The sequence below is a fragment of the Shinella sp. HZN7 genome (assembly GCF_001652565.1).
GTDB classification, from domain to species: Bacteria; Pseudomonadota; Alphaproteobacteria; order Rhizobiales; family Rhizobiaceae; genus Shinella; species Shinella granuli.
In genome coordinates this window covers 1390299-1407184 of the sequence record NZ_CP015736.1, presented here as the reverse complement: position 1 = coordinate 1407184, position 16886 = coordinate 1390299, and the positions used below count along the sequence as shown (strand labels likewise).

The 16886-nt window shown below is 65.5% G+C and carries 18 protein-coding genes and 1 tRNA gene; 12 read left to right on the top strand and 7 right to left on the bottom strand.

Annotated features, from left to right (window positions below; all coding sequences use genetic code 11):
• Window positions 1–68: 68 nt before the first annotated feature.
• The 4 genes from rplM (at window position 69) to argC (ending at window position 3162) form a co-directional block, all read left to right on the top strand.
• Window positions 69–533 (top strand): 50S ribosomal protein L13, encoded by a 465-nt coding sequence (rplM, locus tag shn_RS06785; protein WP_064329732.1) that lies wholly within the window; start codon window positions 69–71, stop codon window positions 531–533.
• 2 nt (window positions 534–535) lie between these two features.
• The gene (gene rpsI, locus shn_RS06780) at window positions 536–1012 is read left to right on the top strand and encodes a 30S ribosomal protein S9 (protein ID WP_064329731.1); all 477 of its coding nucleotides are present in this window, start codon (window positions 536–538) and stop codon (window positions 1010–1012) included.
• Between the two features lie 130 nt (window positions 1013–1142).
• Window positions 1143–2096, top strand: coding sequence for an agmatinase (speB, locus tag shn_RS06775; protein ID WP_064329730.1), 954 nt, complete (start codon window positions 1143–1145; stop codon window positions 2094–2096).
• A 133-nt stretch (window positions 2097–2229) separates the two neighbouring features.
• Window positions 2230–3162, top strand: a complete 933-nt coding sequence (gene argC / locus shn_RS06770) for an N-acetyl-gamma-glutamyl-phosphate reductase (protein ID WP_064329729.1) — start codon at window positions 2230–2232, stop codon at window positions 3160–3162.
• A gap of 7 nt (window positions 3163–3169) precedes the next feature.
• Here argC and shn_RS06765 read toward each other — a convergent pair whose 3' ends face one another.
• From shn_RS06765 to shn_RS06755, 3 genes are read right to left on the bottom strand one after another with little or no spacing between them, the layout of a single operon-like run.
• Window positions 3170–3562 (bottom strand): type II toxin-antitoxin system VapC family toxin, encoded by a 393-nt coding sequence (locus shn_RS06765; RefSeq protein WP_064329728.1) that lies wholly within the window; start codon window positions 3560–3562, stop codon window positions 3170–3172.
• Entirely contained in the window at window positions 3562–3816 is a 255-nt protein-coding gene (locus tag shn_RS06760; RefSeq protein ID WP_064329727.1) for a type II toxin-antitoxin system VapB family antitoxin, read from the bottom strand. The genes shn_RS06765 and shn_RS06760 overlap by 1 nt, the downstream gene beginning before the upstream one ends.
• A 53-nt stretch (window positions 3817–3869) precedes the next feature.
• Entirely contained in the window at window positions 3870–4949 is a 1080-nt protein-coding gene (locus shn_RS06755) for a COX15/CtaA family protein (protein ID WP_064329726.1), read from the bottom strand.
• A 220-nt stretch (window positions 4950–5169) separates the two neighbouring features.
• Here shn_RS06755 and shn_RS06750 point away from each other — a divergent pair, with 220 nt between their 5' ends.
• A complete protein-coding gene (locus shn_RS06750; RefSeq protein ID WP_084437827.1) occupies window positions 5170–5367 on the top strand; it encodes a DUF2842 domain-containing protein in 198 nt (65 codons plus the stop codon).
• A gap of 1 nt (window position 5368) precedes the next feature.
• Here the strand turns inward: shn_RS06750 and shn_RS06745 are convergent, their stop codons facing one another.
• Window positions 5369–5812, bottom strand: a complete 444-nt coding sequence (locus tag shn_RS06745; protein ID WP_064329724.1) for an NUDIX hydrolase — start codon at window positions 5810–5812, stop codon at window positions 5369–5371.
• 169 nt (window positions 5813–5981) lie between these two features.
• On the opposite strand from shn_RS06745, the gene shn_RS06740 reads away from it, so the two are divergent.
• Window positions 5982–7235 carry a GNAT family N-acetyltransferase gene (locus tag shn_RS06740; RefSeq protein ID WP_245337375.1) on the top strand — a complete coding sequence of 418 codons (1254 nt, stop codon included), beginning with the start codon at window positions 5982–5984 and terminating at the stop codon, window positions 7233–7235.
• Between the two features lie 2 nt (window positions 7236–7237).
• Here shn_RS06740 and shn_RS06735 read toward each other — a convergent pair whose 3' ends face one another.
• Entirely contained in the window at window positions 7238–9523 is a 2286-nt protein-coding gene (locus shn_RS06735; protein WP_064329723.1) for an exopolysaccharide transport family protein, read from the bottom strand.
• A gap of 214 nt (window positions 9524–9737) precedes the next feature.
• Here shn_RS06735 and shn_RS06730 point away from each other — a divergent pair, with 214 nt between their 5' ends.
• From shn_RS06730 to shn_RS06710, 5 genes are all read left to right on the top strand, one after another.
• On the top strand, window positions 9738–10313 hold the full coding sequence (locus shn_RS06730; RefSeq protein WP_064329722.1) for a polysaccharide biosynthesis/export family protein: 576 nt from the start codon (window positions 9738–9740) through the stop codon (window positions 10311–10313).
• A 5-nt stretch (window positions 10314–10318) separates the two neighbouring features.
• The gene (locus tag shn_RS06725) at window positions 10319–11485 is read left to right on the top strand and encodes a glycosyltransferase family 4 protein (RefSeq protein ID WP_064329721.1); all 1167 of its coding nucleotides are present in this window, start codon (window positions 10319–10321) and stop codon (window positions 11483–11485) included.
• A 78-nt stretch (window positions 11486–11563) separates the two neighbouring features.
• Window positions 11564–13123 carry an undecaprenyl-phosphate glucose phosphotransferase gene (locus tag shn_RS06720; RefSeq protein WP_064329720.1) on the top strand — a complete coding sequence of 520 codons (1560 nt, stop codon included), beginning with the start codon at window positions 11564–11566 and terminating at the stop codon, window positions 13121–13123.
• Entirely contained in the window at window positions 13120–14355 is a 1236-nt protein-coding gene (locus shn_RS06715) for an O-antigen ligase (protein ID WP_064329719.1), read from the top strand. The genes shn_RS06720 and shn_RS06715 overlap by 4 nt, the downstream gene beginning before the upstream one ends.
• Window positions 14356–14362: 7 nt before the next feature.
• Window positions 14363–15523: a glycosyltransferase family 4 protein gene (locus shn_RS06710; RefSeq protein ID WP_064329718.1), complete on the top strand. Its 1161-nt coding sequence runs from the start codon at window positions 14363–14365 to the stop codon at window positions 15521–15523.
• 72 nt (window positions 15524–15595) lie between these two features.
• Here the strand turns inward: shn_RS06710 and shn_RS06705 are convergent, their stop codons facing one another.
• A complete protein-coding gene (locus shn_RS06705; RefSeq protein WP_064329717.1) occupies window positions 15596–15847 on the bottom strand; it encodes a GlsB/YeaQ/YmgE family stress response membrane protein in 252 nt (83 codons plus the stop codon).
• A 114-nt stretch (window positions 15848–15961) separates the two neighbouring features.
• A tRNA-Pro gene (locus shn_RS06700) sits at window positions 15962–16038 on the bottom strand.
• A gap of 524 nt (window positions 16039–16562) precedes the next feature.
• Here shn_RS06700 and shn_RS06695 point away from each other — a divergent pair.
• Entirely contained in the window at window positions 16563–16781 is a 219-nt protein-coding gene (locus tag shn_RS06695) for a hypothetical protein (protein ID WP_064329716.1), read from the top strand.
• The last annotated feature ends 105 nt before the right edge of the window (window positions 16782–16886 follow it).

Sequence of the window (16886 nt, the reverse complement as noted above, 5' to 3'; positions counted from 1 at the left end):
GCCAAACCAAGCAACAAGAAACGCCCGTCGCCTCAAAACCTCGGGATCGCAAAAGAAAGACATCTCCCATGGCAACCTTCGTACAGAAGCCCGCCGAGGTAGAAAAGAAGTGGATCCTCATCGACGCCGAAGGCCTCGTTGTCGGTCGCCTCGCTACCCTCATCGCCAACCGCCTGCGCGGCAAGCACAAGGCAACCTTCACGCCCCACGTCGATGACGGCGACAACGTCATCGTCATCAACGCCGAGAAGGTCGTCTTCACCGGCAAGAAGTACTCCGACAAGAAGTACTACTGGCACACCGGTTACCCGGGCGGCATCAAGGAGCGCACGGCTCGCCAGATCATCGAAGGCCGCTTCCCGGAGCGCGTCCTCGAAAAGGCCGTCGAACGCATGGTTCCGCGTGGCCCGCTCGGCCGTCGCCAGATGAAGAACCTGCGCGTCTACGCCGGCGCCAACCACCCGCATGAAGCCCAGCAGCCCGTCGCCCTCGACGTCGCCAAGCTGAACAGCAAGAACACAAGGAGCGCCTGATAATGGCCGACCTCTCCTCGCTCAAGGACCTCGGCGTCGCTGCTGCAGCTCCGGCCGCTTCCGCCCCGGTTCACGTCAAGAAGGTTGACGCCCAGGGCCGTTCCTACGCCACCGGCAAGCGCAAGGACGCTGTCGCCCGCGTGTGGGTCAAGCCGGGCTCCGGCAAGATCACCGTCAACGGCAAGTCGTTCGAAGCCTATTTCGCACGCCCGGTCCTGCAGATGATCCTGCAGCAGCCGATCGTCGCGGCGGCCCGTGACGGCCAGTTCGACATCGACGCCACCGTCGCCGGCGGCGGCCTTTCCGGCCAGGCCGGTGCCGTTCGTCACGGCATCTCCAAGGCGCTGACCTACTTCGAGCCGGGCCTGCGCTCGATCCTCAAGAAGGGCGGCTTCCTGACCCGCGACTCGCGCGTCGTCGAACGCAAGAAGTACGGCAAGGCCAAGGCCCGCCGTTCGTTCCAGTTCTCCAAGCGTTGATCGCTCGGACGACATGCTCTTCAGGAAAGGCCGGGGTTCGCCCCGGCCTTTTCGTTTTCTGGGCCTCAAAAATCCCTTGCCTTGCGGCTCATGATTGGCGAACGTCCCGCCACATTCGGAGGGATTTTTCATGGCCAACAAGACGATCGACCACGCCATCACGGCGAAGACGCTGAAGAGCGCCGCCTCGGACCCGACCCATGCAGGCATCCTCTCCTTCATGCGCCGGCGCTACACCAAGATCCTGAAGGATGTCGACGCCGTCGTCTGGGGCATTCCCTTCGATGCCGCGACCTCCAACCGGCCCGGCACGCGCTTCGGGCCACAGGCCATCCGCCGCGCCTCGGCGATCATGGACAACGACCCGCAATATCCCTTCGAGCGCGACCTCTTCGCGGACATGGCCGTCATCGACTACGGCGACTGCCTGCTCGACTACGGCAACCACCAGAAGACGCCCGGCACCATCGAGCGCGAGGCGAAGAAGATCCTGAAATCCGGCGCCTACATGCTGACGCTCGGCGGCGACCATTTCATCACGCTGCCGCTCCTGCGCGCCCATGCGGAAAAATACGGCCCCCTCTCCCTCGTACAGTTCGATGCCCACCAGGATACCTGGGCGGACGAGAAGGGCCGCATCGACCATGGCTCCTTCGTCGGCACGGCGGTGCGCGAGGGGCTGATCGATCCCGAGACCTCGATCCAGATCGGCATCCGCACCCATGCGCCGGAGGATTGCGGCATCCGCATTCTCTACGGCTATGACGTCGAGGAGATGAGCGCTGGCGAGATCGCCGATGCGATCGTCCACCATGTCGGGGACGGGGCGACATACCTCACCTTCGATATCGACTGCCTCGACCCGGCCTTCGCGCCCGGCACCGGCACGCCCGTCTCCGGCGGCCCGTCGAGCGCGAAAATCCTGTCGGTCCTGCGCAAGCTCGGTGCGCTCAACATCGTCGGGTCCGACGTGGTCGAGGTCGCGCCGGCCTATGACCATGCGGACATCACGGCCATCGCCGGTTCCAACATCGCCATGTACATGCTGGGGCTTCACGCCGCAAAACTGGCCGAACGACGCTGACGGCGCCGCATTGAATGCGACGGGCCGAGGGGTTATATCGGGCCGGAAATTCTCTTATCCGCACGTTCGGACGCAAACCCGCAAACGGGGTTTGCTGGAATTGCGGCAGGCTTCTCACAGGATTGGATTGCAGATGAAACCGAAGATCTTCATCGATGGCGAACACGGCACGACGGGCCTGCAGATCCGCACACGCATGGCCGGCCGCGATGATGTCGAGCTCCTCTCGATCCCCGAGGTCGAGCGCCGCAATGCCAGGCTGCGCGAGGACCTCCTGAACAGCGCCGACGTTGCCATCCTCTGCCTGCCCGACGATGCGGCGAAGGAAGCCGTCGCCATGGTCGCCGGCAACAATTCCGTCCGCATCATCGACACCTCGACGGCGCACCGCGTCAATCCGGACTGGGCCTATGGCTTTGCCGAGATGGATCGGGAACAGCCGAAGAAGATCGCCGGTGCCCGTTACGTCGCCAATCCCGGCTGCTATCCGACGGGCGCCATCGGGCTGCTGCGCCCGCTCCGCCTTGCCGGCCTGCTGCCGGAGGACTATCCGGTCACGGTCAACGCCGTTTCGGGCTACACCGGCGGCGGCAAGCAGATGATCGCGCAGATGGAGGATGCAGGCCATCCGGAACACATCGATGCACCGCACTTCCTCTACGGCCTCACGCTCAAGCACAAGCATGTGCCGGAAATGCAGGTGCACGGCCTGCTTTCCCGCGCGCCCCTCTTCTCGCCCTCCGTCGGAAAGTTCCCGCAGGGCATGATCGTGCAGGTGCCGCTCTACCTTGCAGACCTCAACGACCACGCCTCGCTCGGCTCGATCCACGAGGCGCTGGCCGCGCATTATGCCGGCCAGGACATCGTCGAGGTGGTGGACCTCAAGGAAAGCGCCAACCTCGCCCGGGTCAACGCCGTTGAGCTGGCCGATACGGACCGCATGAAGCTCTACGTCTTCGGCACCGCCGGCGCGCCGCATGTCAACCTCGTCGCCCTGCTCGACAATCTCGGCAAGGGCGCATCGGGCGCTGCCGTGCAGAACATGGACCTGATGCTGAAGGGGTGAGTTCGCCTCAGGCAAGCGCGGAGCGTATATCCGTCAGGGCGAAATCGTTGCCCTTGAACAGCAAGGGCTCGTCGAGAGCCTTTGCGAGCGCGTAGGAAAAGCAGTCGCCGATATTCAGGCCTGCCGGATGCCTTTCCTTGCCATAGGTACGAAAGCCGGAAATAGCGAGATTGACCTGAGCGCCATCGACCGAGACGGTCTCGGCGCTCACCGCATCCAGCAGCGCCTCCAACGCGGCACGCCCTTCTTCGCCCTTTCTTCCTTCGATCACACAGGTGACTTCGACGCGTGTGACGGCGGAAATCAGGCATCGCCCGCCAGTTGCCAGCATCTCCTCGAAGATTGCCGCGTCATCTTCCTGAAACAGCACGGCCGCGAGCGCCGAGGTGTCGATGACCATCACCAGAGCCCGTCGCCATCATAGCCGACGATGTCGTCCGCGGAGCGGCCGTCCCTGTCGGGCAGCGCCGCGCAGGCGGCACCGATCGCGTGCAGGCGACGTTTCAGATCGGACGGCTGGCCGCGGCGGCGGCGTTCCCGGTCGAGACGCTCGGCAAGCGCCTTGCGGATCGCCGTCGTCAGGCTCTCACCGGTCAAGGCGGCCACTTCGCGGGCGAGCCGATCCGTTTCGGCATCCTTCAGGCTGAGTGCCATGGCACACCTCTTCTATAAAATCCTCGGGATTATATAAGAGAGGACGCTTCAAGTCACGACCGTTCCATTTCCCCGTAGAACCCGCGCCAATGGGCGACCGCGAAGCCGAGCACGACCAGCGCCCCGCCCTGGTGCGCCAGTGCCCAGCCGAGCGGGACCTGCCAGAGGAGCGTGAGGATGCCGATCGTCGCTTGGAGACAGACGAGGCCGAACAGCACGAGGGCGCGGCGGGCATGCGTCGTTTCGGGGGCGGCGCGCAGCGAGGCGATCATGTGGACGGCGACGAGCACGAAGAGCACGTAGGCGCCGATGCGGTGGACGAACTGCACCGTCTTCGGGTTCTCGAAGAGGTTGATCCACCAGGGCTGCTGCACGAAGAGGCCGCCGGGGACGACGGCGCCGTCCATCAGCGGCCAGGTGTTGTAGGTGAGGCCCGCGTCGAGGCCGGCGACGAGGGCGCCGAGATAGATCTGGAAGATCGCCATGCAGGCGATGATGCCGGCCATCCGGCGGGAACCGTCCGTCGGCGCGGCATCGTCGCTGTGCGGCGAAAGCGCCCGCATCAGCCATGTCGTCCAGGCGAAGATCAGACAGGCGATGGTAAGGTGCGTGGCGAGCCGGTACTGGCTGACGGAAACCCGCTCGGCAAGGCCGGATGTGACCATCCACCAGCCGATGAACCCCTGGAAACCGCCGAGCGCCAGAAGGCCCACGAGCGGCCAGCGCAGCTTCTTCTCGATCCGGCCGGTCAGCCAGAAGAAGGCGAGCGGCACGGCGAAGACGAAGCCGATGGAGCGGGCGATCAGCCGGTGGGCCCATTCCCACCAGAAGATCGTCTTGAACTCCTCGACGGTCATGTCCTTGTTGATCTGCTGATATTGCGGAATGCGCTTGTAGAGGTCGAACTCCTCCTGCCACTCCTTGTCGCCGATCGGCGGGATGACGCCGTGGATCGGCTTCCATTCGGTGATGGAAAGGCCGGATTCGGTGAGCCGCGTCGCGCCGCCCACCAGCACCAGCACGAACAGCGTGAACAGCACGAAGCCGAGCCACCGGCGCACCTGGCGGCGGTTGAGTTCGGTCCTGTCCGTGTCATTGTGGCTGCGGTATGCGGTCGCGGTCGTGGCGCTCATCGTCTCGGCTCCTTTTCCGGAGCGGCGGGCAGCCCGCCATTCCGGTTGCTTTCTCGCGTCCTTCCGGCAAAACCGCGCGCACGGCTTCAGCCGGAAGGACTGTGGCGTTGATTTGCCTGACCGGCCCGTGCAAAACAAGGCCCGAACCTTTGCGGCACGCCGTCGCGCCATTTTGCCGCTACCGAAGTGAAAGACTGCCCATGCCCCTCGCCTCAGAAAACTGATCGGCACGGTCCTGATCATCATCCTCGTGCTCGTCTATGCGCTGGTCGCGACCACCATCGCCGCCGCCACGCTCGGGCAATCGCCCTGGTACATCCATCTTCTCTACTTCACCGTGACCGGCCTTTTGTGGATCCTGCCGGCCATGCTGATCATCAAGTGGATGGAAAAGCCGGGCAAGCCGCGCGACGAATAGGCTATGTCTGAAGATGGGCGGCAAGGCCGGCGGGGTAGAGCTCCACGCCGGCCGGCAGCGCAAGCGGGTAGAACCAGCGCGCCGTCCAGACCGAGCGGTCATGCTCGACGAGCGTGATCTCGGGCCGGCGGTAGAGGCTTTCGTCGAGCAGGTAGATGTTCGCGGCGAAAATGAACTCGTGGCCCTGCGCGCCCTCATGCCAGAAGAGGTTCTCGAAGGTCGTCCACGGGCCGTCGATCGCGATCTCGCAGCCGAGCTCCTCGCGGAACTCGCGGGCGAGCGCCTCTTCCCGCGTTTCGCCGAACTCGATGGAGCCGCCGGGCGGGCGCACGCCCTTGACCGTGCCGTCGTCGCGCGTCACTTCCGCCGCCAGAAGCCGGCCGCCGTGCCAGACAAGGCCCAGCACCTTCACGTGGATCTTCTGCGGCGGCCGCCAGGTCTGCATGGGTCCCTCCCGCCGGCAGGCCGCCCGCCCGCCGCGCTCGTTATCGACTTGCTAACCGCGCTGGCCGATTTCCCGGGGCATACGCGCCGGCGCCAGCGGATTTAAACCAATTGCGCAAGCCTAGCGCCTATGGTGACGCTGCGGCAACCGAATGCACGAAGGCCAGACCATGGGAGCGATGCAACTCCATTTCCAGATCATGCCGTCCGAACGCGACCTTGCACGCGGCGATCCGGCACCTGCGGCCGAAAGGGACCATAAGCGCCCGCCGATGCCGCTGTCGATCCGCCTGCACGAGCGGATGGAACCGGTCGAGGCCTGCTGGCGGGCACTGGAAACGGACAACGCGCTTTCACTTCACCAGAGCTACGACTGGTGCCGCGCCTGGGTGGAAAGCCGCGCCTGCAGGCTGCTGATCATCGAGGGTTGCTCCGGCGGGCGCACGCATCTCCTGCTGCCATTCGAAATCGTGCGCCGCGGGCCGATCCGCATCGCCCGCTTCCTCGCCGCCCCGTTCAGCAACATCAATACGGGCCTCTATTCGCGGGATTTCCGCGCCCTCGCCGCCCCGCCGCGTCTCAGGCAGGCGCTTGAAACGGTGCGCAGCCAGCTTGCCCGCCACTGCGACATCTTCCTTCTGGAAAACATGCCGCTCGACTGGCGCGGCGAAACCAGCCCCTTTTCCGATCTTTCCGCGGTGCTGAACCAGAATGCCGCCTTCCAGATCGAACTCTTCGCCGATTTCGAGCGCACGCTGCAACAGGTCAACGCCCGCCGCCGCCGCAAGAAATTCCGCGCCTCCGAACGCCGCCTGATGGCGCTTGGCGGCTACGAGCACATCATCGCCGAGGCCGGCGCGGAAAGCCGGGCATTGCTGGAAACCTTCTTCCAGCAGAAGGCCGCGCGTTTCGACGCCATGGGCCTGCCGGACGTTTTCCGCAACGAGGACACCCGGGACTTCTTCCGTCGGCTGGTGTCCGTGCCCGAGGCGGACGGCAGCTATCCGCTGCAACTCCATGCGGTGCGCCTCAAGGGTGAAAATGAGGGCCGCATCGCTGCCATTGCCGGCCTGTCACGCAAGGGCGACCATGTGATCTGCCAGTTCGGCTCGATCGAGGACACGATCGCCGCGGATGCCAGCCCCGGTGAATTCCTGTTCTACCTTGCGATCCGGAAACTGTGCGGCGAGGGCGTGCGCCTCTTCGATTTCGGCATCGGCGACCAGCCCTACAAGCGCTCCTGGTGCACGATGGAAACGCGGCAGTACGACCTGCTCTGGCCGACGACGATGGCCGGCGCGACGGTGGCCGCGCTGCATCGGGCCAAGACCGGCGCGAAACGCCTGATCAAGCAGAACCCGCAGATCTACGCCTTCCTGCAACGCCTGCGCTCCGGCAGGACGGCGCCCGCGCCCACGGACTGACCTTACGCCGCGCGGCGGCCCGGATATTGCGGCGGTTCGCCCCCCTCGCCCGTCATCAGCATGACCTCGCTGTAGCCGGCCTCGCCGAAGGCGTCGATCATCTCGACGATCTCGTCCTCGTCGGCGCCCGGAAGGGAGAGGATGATATCCGTCTCCTGGTCGCGCGTCAGGCGCCGTACGGCCTCCACTTCGGCCGGGCCGCATTCGACGATCACCGCGTCATAGGCATCGGCAAGCGAGGAGATGACCATCGCCAGCCGGTCGATGCCGCGCATGGCGCGCTTGATGTTGGCATTGCCGCGCGGAATGATATGCGCGCCGGACAGCCGGTCGCCGTGGATGATGTCGCCGAAGGCGGCATCGCCGACGAGAAGGTCGGTGATGCCGGGCATATGGGCAGACTGGGCCATCAGGCGCGTCGGGCAGGCCGAACCGGTAAGGTCGATGATGAGCGTCTTGCGATGCTCTTCCGCGATGCGGCGGGCCAGCATGACGGTGGCCGTGGACCCGCGATCGCCGGAGGGCGAGACGGAGACCGCGACCGAAATATTGTTCTCGATCATATAGCGGGCAACAGCGGCGATGGAGAATTCGTCCTCCTCCTCCTCAAGGTCGAATGTATCGAGCAGCGACGCACTCTCGCCCTGCCCGGCCACCTTTTCCTTTTCTTCCTCTTCCTCGTCCTCATCGGGCGTGATGTCGGCCAGCAGCGACTTCACCGGCGCGCGGACATCGCGGATCGGGGCCGGGTCGAGGCGTGCGACCGGATCACGGCGCACGACGGGGGTCTTGTGGACGACCGGCGCCTCAGCCGTGACATCCGCCGCGACCGCGTCCTCGAAAACCTCTTCCTCGCGCCGCGCCGGCACCGCTGCGACGGCGCCGACCGGCTTCAGCGCCCGACCGCTGAACAGTTCGGCCAGCAGGATCGCGATCGCACTCAGCATGAAGCCTGCGACGCCGCCGACGATGGTGATCGGCACGACCTTCGGGAAGGCCACCTCCGTCGGCTCGACGGCAGCCGAGATGATGCGGGCATCGGCGGGCGTCGAGCCGCTGCCGGTGCGCGAGGTCGCCTCGCGGTAGCGGGCGAGATAGGTTTCGAGCAGTTGGCGCTGGGCGGTCGCCTCGCGCTCCAGCGCCTTGAGACCGACCTCGTCCTCGCCGGCGCGCGCGCTGTTCGCCTTCACCGTGTTGAGCTGCTGCAGGAGCTGGGTTTCACGCATCTGGGCGGTCTTGGCCTCGTTTTCGAGGCTCGACAGGATCTTCTGCGTCTCCGCCGTGATCTGCCCGCGGATGCCGGTGAGCTGCGAGCGCAGGCCCTTCAGGCGCGGATGGCCTTCGAGCAGCGAGGTGGAGAGATCGGAGATCTGGCCCTGGATCTGCGCCTCGCTTTCCTTCAGCCGCTGGATCATCTGCGAACCGACGACATCGGTCAGCGTGTCCGGCGCGCCGCCGGTCTTGAGCACGGTGCGCACGCTCTCGGCCCGCGCTTCCGCATTGGCGCGCTCGCCGCGCACGCGGGCGAGTTCCGTCGAGATGTCGGTGAGCTGGCGTGCGGCGAAGTTGGAGTTCTCGCCGGTCGGCAGCAGATCGGACTGCGAGCGATACTCGGCGACCTTCTGCTCGGCCTCGCGCACCTTCTCGCGCAGATTGGCGATTTCCGGCTCCAGCCAGCGCGTCGCCTCTGAATTGGTGTCGAGTTTCGCCCCGCTCTGCAGCGAGAGATAGACCTTCGCCATCTCGTTGGGGATCTCGGCGGCAAGGCGCGGGTCCTTCGAGGAGAACTCGATGCCGATGACGCGCGAGCGCTCCACCTGGTAGACGACGAGCTTGTCGACGAATTCCTTCAGCACGCGCTCTTCCGGTTCGAGGTCGAGCGGGCTCTTCTTCAGGCCGAAAAGGACGAGCATGTCGGAAATGGCCGAGGGTTTTGCCGCCGGATCGAACTCCTCCAGTTCATAGAGCTTCATGTTGCGCGCGACCTGCTTGATGAGGTCGGCGGACCTCAGGAGCTGGACCTGGCTGGCGATGCCGAGTTCGTCGAGGGCCGGCTGCTGCTCGCGACCCTGCGTGCGGTCGGTGCCCGTCGTGAAGGCCGGCTCGCGCGTTTCGATGAGCAGCCGGGCCTCGCCCTTGTAGCGCGGCGTGACGAGGCTGGCGCCGGCAAAGGCAACGCCCGCGCAGGCGACGGTGGCAAGCAGCACGCGCATGCGGTTGCGCCAGATCGCGCCGAAAAGGCCGCCAAGATCGATATCGACATCCTGCTGGCTGTGTGCGCCCGACATATCTCAACTCCAAACACGACGATTTCCGCGCACGGTAAACAAACATGGTAACGCAAGGGTTAATCATCGGCGGTTGTCTTACCCCTTCCCGCGCACCACCCTTGCGAAAAAATCCGCATCATCCCGCCCATCCCCGCCGCGCCTTTACCAGCCATTAACCCTAACGGATCGATAACGGGCTCCACACTTCTGATTCCGGGATTGGGTAAAGCGAATGGCATTCGCAACGATCAACAAGGGCGCGCTGCTTGCGCTGGCACTTATCGTGCCGGCGGTTGCCGGCTGCAGCGGCTACCGCCCCGCCCCAAAGGCGTTCCACGAGGCAACCATCCAGCCTTATCGCCTGGATAGCGGCGACCGGTTGCGCATCACCGTCTTCGAACAGGCCGGCCTCAGCAACACCTATTCGATCGACCAGGCCGGCTACGTGGCCTTCCCGCTCATCGGCGCCGTGCCGGCGCGCGGCCAGACGATCCAGGAACTGGAACGCATCATCGCGACGAAGCTCAGGCAGGGATATCTGCGCGATCCGGACGTCTCCATCGAGGTCGACCGCTACCGCGCGATCTACGTGATGGGCGAAGTGGGCCAGGCCGGGCAATACAGCTATGTCGCCGGCATGACGATCCAGAACGCCATCGCGTTGGCCGGCGGTTTCTCGCCGCGCGCCAACCAGGGCGATGTCGACGTCACCCGCAAGATCAACGGCAAGATCCTCACGGGCCGTGTGTCCATCTCCGATCCGGTGCTGGCCGGCGACACGATCTATGTCCGCGAACGGCTGTTCTAAGCAAGATGGCGGACGATGGGCCTCTGCGCATCATTCACTGCTTCCGCTCCCCCATCGGCGGGATCTTCCGCCATGTGCGCGATCTTGCCGAGTTCCACGCGAAGGCGGGCCACGAGGTCGGCATCGTCTGCGACAGTCTCACCGGCAGCTCCTATGAGGACGGCCTCTTCGATGAAATCCGCCCCTATCTCTCGCTCGGCCTCGTGCGCCTGCCGATCAGCCGGTCGATCAGCCCGCGCGACGTCGGCGCATTCTGGAACAGCTATCACGAAATAAAAGGTTTGCAGCCGGATGTCCTGCACGGGCACGGCGCCAAGGGTGGCGCCATTGCCCGGCTCATCGGCTCAGCCCTGCGGGTCAACAGGTATCGCGTAGCCCGCCTCTATTCGCCGCATGGCGGCAGCCTGCACTACAATCGCCGCACCGCGACGGGCATGGCGATCCTTACCGCCGAGCGCCTGCTGGAAAGACTCGGCGATGCGCTCGTCTTCGTCTGCGACTACGAGCGCGAGACCTATGCCGCCCGCGTCGGCCGGCCGCGCGTCAGGGCCGAGCGCATCTACAACGGCATCCACGACCGCGACTTCGCGCCCGTCTATTCCCGCGAGGATGCCGTCGATTTCCTCTATATCGGCATGCTGCGCGACCTGAAGGGGCCGGACGTCTTCGTCGAGGCCTTCGCCCGCACGGAACGCCGGATCGGCCGCCCGCTTTCCGCCCTGATGATCGGCGACGGGCCGGACAAGGCGAAATACGAGGACATGATGCTGCGCATGGGCCTCGGCCGGCGCATCGGCATGCTGCCGGCCATGAAGGCGCATGACGCCTTCGCGCTGACGCGCAACGTCATCGTGCCCTCGCGCGCCGAGGCCATGCCCTATATCGTGCTGGAGGCGCTCGCGGCGCGAAAACCGGTCATCGCCACCCGCGTCGGCGGCATTCCGGAAGTGCTCGGCCGAACGAGCATCGCGCTTACCGAACCGGGCGACCCGGACGGGCTCGCCGCCCTGATGGCCCAGGCGATCACCGATGCCGACTGGCCGCGCAAGGTGATGCCGGAACCGGCCGGCTTCAAGGCGTCCTTCTCCGCCTCCGTCATGTCCAGCGCCCTGCTCGACCTCTATCGCGACATTCTCGCCCGGCAGGCTGGCGGAAATCGGCACAGCGCCTGACGTTACGGCAGGCGCAACGTAAACGTTTCTTAGGGGCTTCGTGCTATTTCCGGGACGAAGCCCCTACAGGTGCGTGCCATGAACCATGTCGACAAACCCGTCTCCTTCGATCCGGAAGCGCTGCGGCGCAAGGTGTCCGAAATATCGGTCGCCGCGCCCGGGGAAAGCCAGGACGCCGGCCAGACCGTCGAGCTCAATCCGCTCGCCCGGAAGATCGCGGCGCAGTTTCGCGCCGACACCTATTCGCCGAGCATGATCATCGGCCTGCTGCGCCTGCTCGAATTCGGCGCGCTGCTGGCGCTCGGCTACGGCATTCATGCGCTCTATGTCAGCAGCATGGGCCTGTCCGTCTTCTACCTCTGCGTGCTCGTCGGCGGCGCGGCGATCGGCGTCCTGATGCTCCAGTTCGCCGATGCCTACCAGGTTCCCGCCTTGCGCTCGCCCTGGCGCATGACGCCGCGCATCCTCGCCGCCTGGGCGCTCGCCTTCGGCGCGATGGCGCTCATCGTCTTCTTCTTCAAGTTCGGCGAGCAGTATTCCCGCGTCTGGTTCGCCTCCTGGTTCGTGGCCGGCGCCCTCTATCTCGTCATCGAGCGGCAGGTGATCGCCTATTCGATCCGCCGCTGGGCGCGCAACGGCACCATGGAGCGCCGCGCCGTCATCGTCGGCGGCGGCGAGCCGGCCAAGGAGCTCATCCGCACGCTCGAACACCAGCCGGAGAACGACATCCGCATCTGCGGCATCTTCGACGACCGCGACGAGCGCCGCTCGCCCGCGATCATCGCCGGCTACCCGAAGCTCGGCAATGTCGCCGAGCTCGTCGAATTCGCCCGCCTCGCCCGCATCGACATGCTGATCATCTCGCTGCCGCTCTCGGCCGAGGCGCGTATCCTCGCCCTCCTCAAGAAGCTCTGGGTGCTGCCGGTCGACATCCGCCTTGCCGCCCATTCCAAGGGCCTGCGCTTCCGCCCGCGCAGCTATTCGCAGGTCGGCAGCCTGCCGATGCTCGACATCTTCGACAAGCCGATCGCCGACTGGGACAATGTCGCCAAGCGCCTCTTCGACGTCTTCTTCAGCGTCGTCGCGCTGCTGCTGCTCTGGCCGGTGATGCTCGGCGCGGCCATCGCGGTCAAGCTCTCCTCGCCCGGCCCGATCATCTTCAAGCAGAAGCGGCACGGCTTCAACAACGAGATCATCGAGGTCTACAAGTTCCGCTCGATGTACACGCACCTTGCCGACCCGACGGCGAAGGCCGCCGTGACGAAGGGCGATCCGCGCGTCACCCGCGTCGGCCGGTTCCTGCGCAAATCCTCGATCGACGAGCTGCCGCAGTTCTTCAATGTCCTGAAGGGCGACCTCTCCCTCGTCGGTCCGCGCCCGCACGCCATCCAGGCACAGTCGAACGACCGCAAATATGTCGATGTCGTCGAGAGCTACTTCGCCCGCCACCGGGTAAAGCCCGGCGTCACCGGCTGGGCGCAGATCAACGGCTGGCGCGGCGAGATCGACCATGACGACAAGATCCGCTTCCGCACCGAATTCGACCTCTACTACATCGAGAACTGGTCGCTCTGGCTGGACCTGAAGATTCTCTTCCTGACGCCCCTGCGCCTGCTCAACACGGAAAATGCGTATTGAGCGACGCGGCCCTCCCCTACGCCCCGCCGTTCCGTCCGCAACTGGCAGCCCTCGGCGTCATCGGCTCGCTGCTGGTGGCCGTCGGGGTCTTCCTCTCCGGCTTCGTCATCAGCGAGCCGGCGCCCTATGAGCTCTTCATGGCCGGGCTCATCGGCCTGTGGGCCATCGTTGGCCTGCGCATCTCGCGGGGCATCGCGCCGCTGCTCGCGCTGCTCATCCTGTTCAACATCGGCGGCATGCTCTCGCTGACGGTGCTCGACGACCTGTCGGTCGGGCCGATGTATATCGCCGTCTCGCTGTTCCTGGCGCTCTCCAGCGTGTTCTTCGCCGCCATCATCGAGGCGAAGCCGGCGCGGCTGGAGCTGATCTTCCGCGCCTGGGTCGCCGGCGCGCTCATCACCGCCTCGCTCGGCATCCTCGGCTATTTCCACGCCTTTCCCGGCGCGGAGGCCTTCACGCTCTACGACCGCGCCAAGGGCGCCTTCCAGGATCCGAACGTCTTCGGTCCCTTCCTCGTAGGCCCTTCGCTCTACCTGATGTACGGCCTGCTCGCCGGCCGCATCCTCGGTGCGCCGCTGAAGGTCGTCGGCGTGCTGATCCTGGCGCTCGGCATCTTCCTCTCCTTCTCGCGCGCCGCCTGGGGGCTCTATCTCGTCTGCGTGGCGGCGCTCGTCTTCGTCATGCTGCTGAAGGAGCGCACGGGGGCGTTCCGGCTGAAGATCCTCATCCTCAGCCTCTCGGCCGTCGGCCTGATGGTCGTGGCGCTCGTCGTCGCGCTGCAATTCGACAAGGTGGCGAACCTCTTTTCCAGCCGCACCCAGCTCGTGCAGGAGTATGACGGCGGCCATCTCGGCCGTTTCGAGCGCCACCGCATCGGCTTCCTCATGGCCATGGAAAAGCCGCTCGGCATCGGCCCGATGGAATTCAGCAAGATGTTCCCCGAGGACGAGCACAATATCTGGCTGAAATCGCTGACCACCTACGGCTGGCTCGGCTTCGTCTCCTACCTCGCCCTGATCCTCTGGACGTTCTCCGCCGGCTTCAAGGCGCTCTTGCGCAACCGGCCGTGGCAACCCTTCCTGATGATCTCCTACATCACCATCGCCGGCCACACCGCGATCGGCTTCGTCATCGACACGGATCACTGGCGGCATTTCTACCTGCTGCTCGGGATCGTGTGGGGATGCCTTGCCCTCGAGAAGCGGCACAACAGGCAGATCGCCCCGGACTGACCGCACCATGAGCAGAAAACAGGACAGGGTCTTGCGCCAGATGCGCCTCCTGGAGGTGCTGGAGACCGGCGGCGGCGGCTCCGGCCGGCATTTCATCGACCTGTGCCGCGGCCTCACGGCCCGCGGGCATGCCGTGCACGCCATCTATTCGCCGCTTCGGGCGGAAGCGCGCTTCGTCGAGGAGCTGCAGGCGCTCGGCCTTGCCGGCCTGCACGCCGTCGCCATGACGCGCGCGCCCGGCCCGTCCGACATCGGCGCCTGGCGCGCGATCCGCGCCGTCATGCGCAGCGCCGGCCCCTTCGACGTCGTCCATGCCCACAGCTCGAAGGCCGGCGCGCTGACGCGCCTGCGCCTGCCCGGCCGCCACATCCCGCGGGTCTACACGCCGCACGCCTTCTACACCATGGATCCCGGCCTTGGCACGCTCGGCCGCAGGGTCTACGGCTCGATCGAAAAGCTGCTCGCCCGCACCCTTACCGATCGCATCATCTGCGTCTCCGCCGATGAATATGCCCATGCCCGCGCGCTCGGCATGCCGCGCAAAAAGCTGTCGATCGTCGTCAACGGCGTCGAAACGCCGCCCGCCAATTCCCGCACCGCCGTGCGGCAGGCCCTCGGCATTCCCATGGAAGCCCTGCTCTTCGGCTTCGTCGGCCGGCTCTGCCACCAGAAGGCGCCCGAGCGCCTGGTGGCGGCCTTCGCGCAGGTCGCCGAACACGTGCCGCACGCCCATCTCCTGATGATCGGCAGCGGCGACATGGAAGCGGACGTGCGGCGGCAGGTCGAGGCGAGCGGCCAGAAGGCGCGCATCCACCTCACCACGGGCTTTACCGGCGTCGAGGCGATGGCGGCCATCGACGTGCTCACGATGCCGAGCCGCTACGAGGCCATGTCCTATGTCATGCTGGAAGGCGCCGCGGCCGGCAGGCCCCTGATCCTCACCGATGTCGGCGGCGTCTCCACGGTGCTGAAGGACGGCGAGAACGGCATTCTCCTGAAGAACGCCGACGATCCGGGGGCCCTGGCCGACGCCATGCTGCGCCTCAGCGATCCCGGCCACCTCGCCCGCCACACCGCCGCCGCCCTCACCCGCGCCCGCAGCCCCGAATACCGCCTCGACCGCATGGTCAGCGAAACGGAAGCGATCTACCGCGGCCTGATCGCCTGAAACGAAAGAACCGCCGTTCTTTCGGAACGACGGTCCTCGATCGATGAAACGATTTGTCTTCAGCGCGGCGTGTTAGCGCCTGATCGCCCGCGCCAGCGCGATGAGAACGCAGGCGCCGATGAAGCCCGCGATCAGATAGCCGATCCATCCGCCGAGCGAGACGCCGATCAGGCCGAGCAGAAGGTTCGCCACCGCCGCGCCGACAATGCCGAGCACGATGTTCATCAGCACGCCCATATTGCTCTTCATGAACATCTCGGCGAGCCAGCCCGCAACACCGCCGATAATGATGGCCGCAATCCAGCCTACGCCTGCATCTTCCATTTCCGTCTCCTCAGCTGCCGATATCACCGGCGAACGAGGCCGGCCGTCGAGAACGCAGGGAAACGCACAAGGTTCCCGGAGGAACCACGCAGAGTGTGGAAAATAAAAGGAAAATGGTCGGAATGGCGGGATTCGAACCCACGACCCCTTGACCCCCAGTCAAGTGCGCTACCGGGCTGCGCTACATTCCGGACCGCGCAAACCCCTATAGTCTCGGGCATTTGGATGCAAGCCTAAAAATAGGCGGCAGGGACGAAAGTGGAGAATTGTCCGCCACGCAAACGCCACGGCGGGACATTTCACGGAAAACCTTGTGGATTTCCGGCCTGCCCCGGGCGGAGCTTGTATGGACACGAACCCACCGCGCGACCGCGCCCTCTCCTCATGAATGGATGCGCCGCCGGCCTGGGCGCCGAAAAGTGCAATTTTTTTCACAACCGTACCGGAAACGCCGAATCAGACCTTCCCGGGCATTAGACGAAAGTCGTAGGATGTCCCTGCTCGCTTGTCATTTGCGAGCACTCCCCCGCGTCACTGAGAGCCAAGCGTGACGCTTGTTTGCCCCGCCACCGTGCGGGGCCTTTTCCTTCTGTCAGCCTGTTTCGAGCGCTTGACTCTACAGCGCAACGGAACATAATAAGAACAAAGGCGAAGGCCTGCTTATCTCGATCCCGGAAATCCCCGATTTTCTGTGTCACCACAGGAGAATGCCGACGTGCGACCGCTTCCCGAGTACGAAGCACAGACTGAACCGAAGGAGGACGGGGACGACGCCGTATGCGCCGCCCTTGCCTGGCATGACGGCGATGCGCGCGCGACGATCGCGACGCTGCTGGCCGATTGCGCGCATCTGCGGCGCCAGCTCGAACTGACCCGCTCGGCGATGGGGCGCGGCTTCGTGCGCGGCTGGGAGCCGATGCAGCAGCGGGATTGACGCGGCCCCCTTCGCTGCACGGATGCGGATGGAGCGGATCGAACCTGCGACATGACGGCGCCGGTGGATGGGTGGATCGCTTGGGCCGGGTGTTCCGGCCTGGCG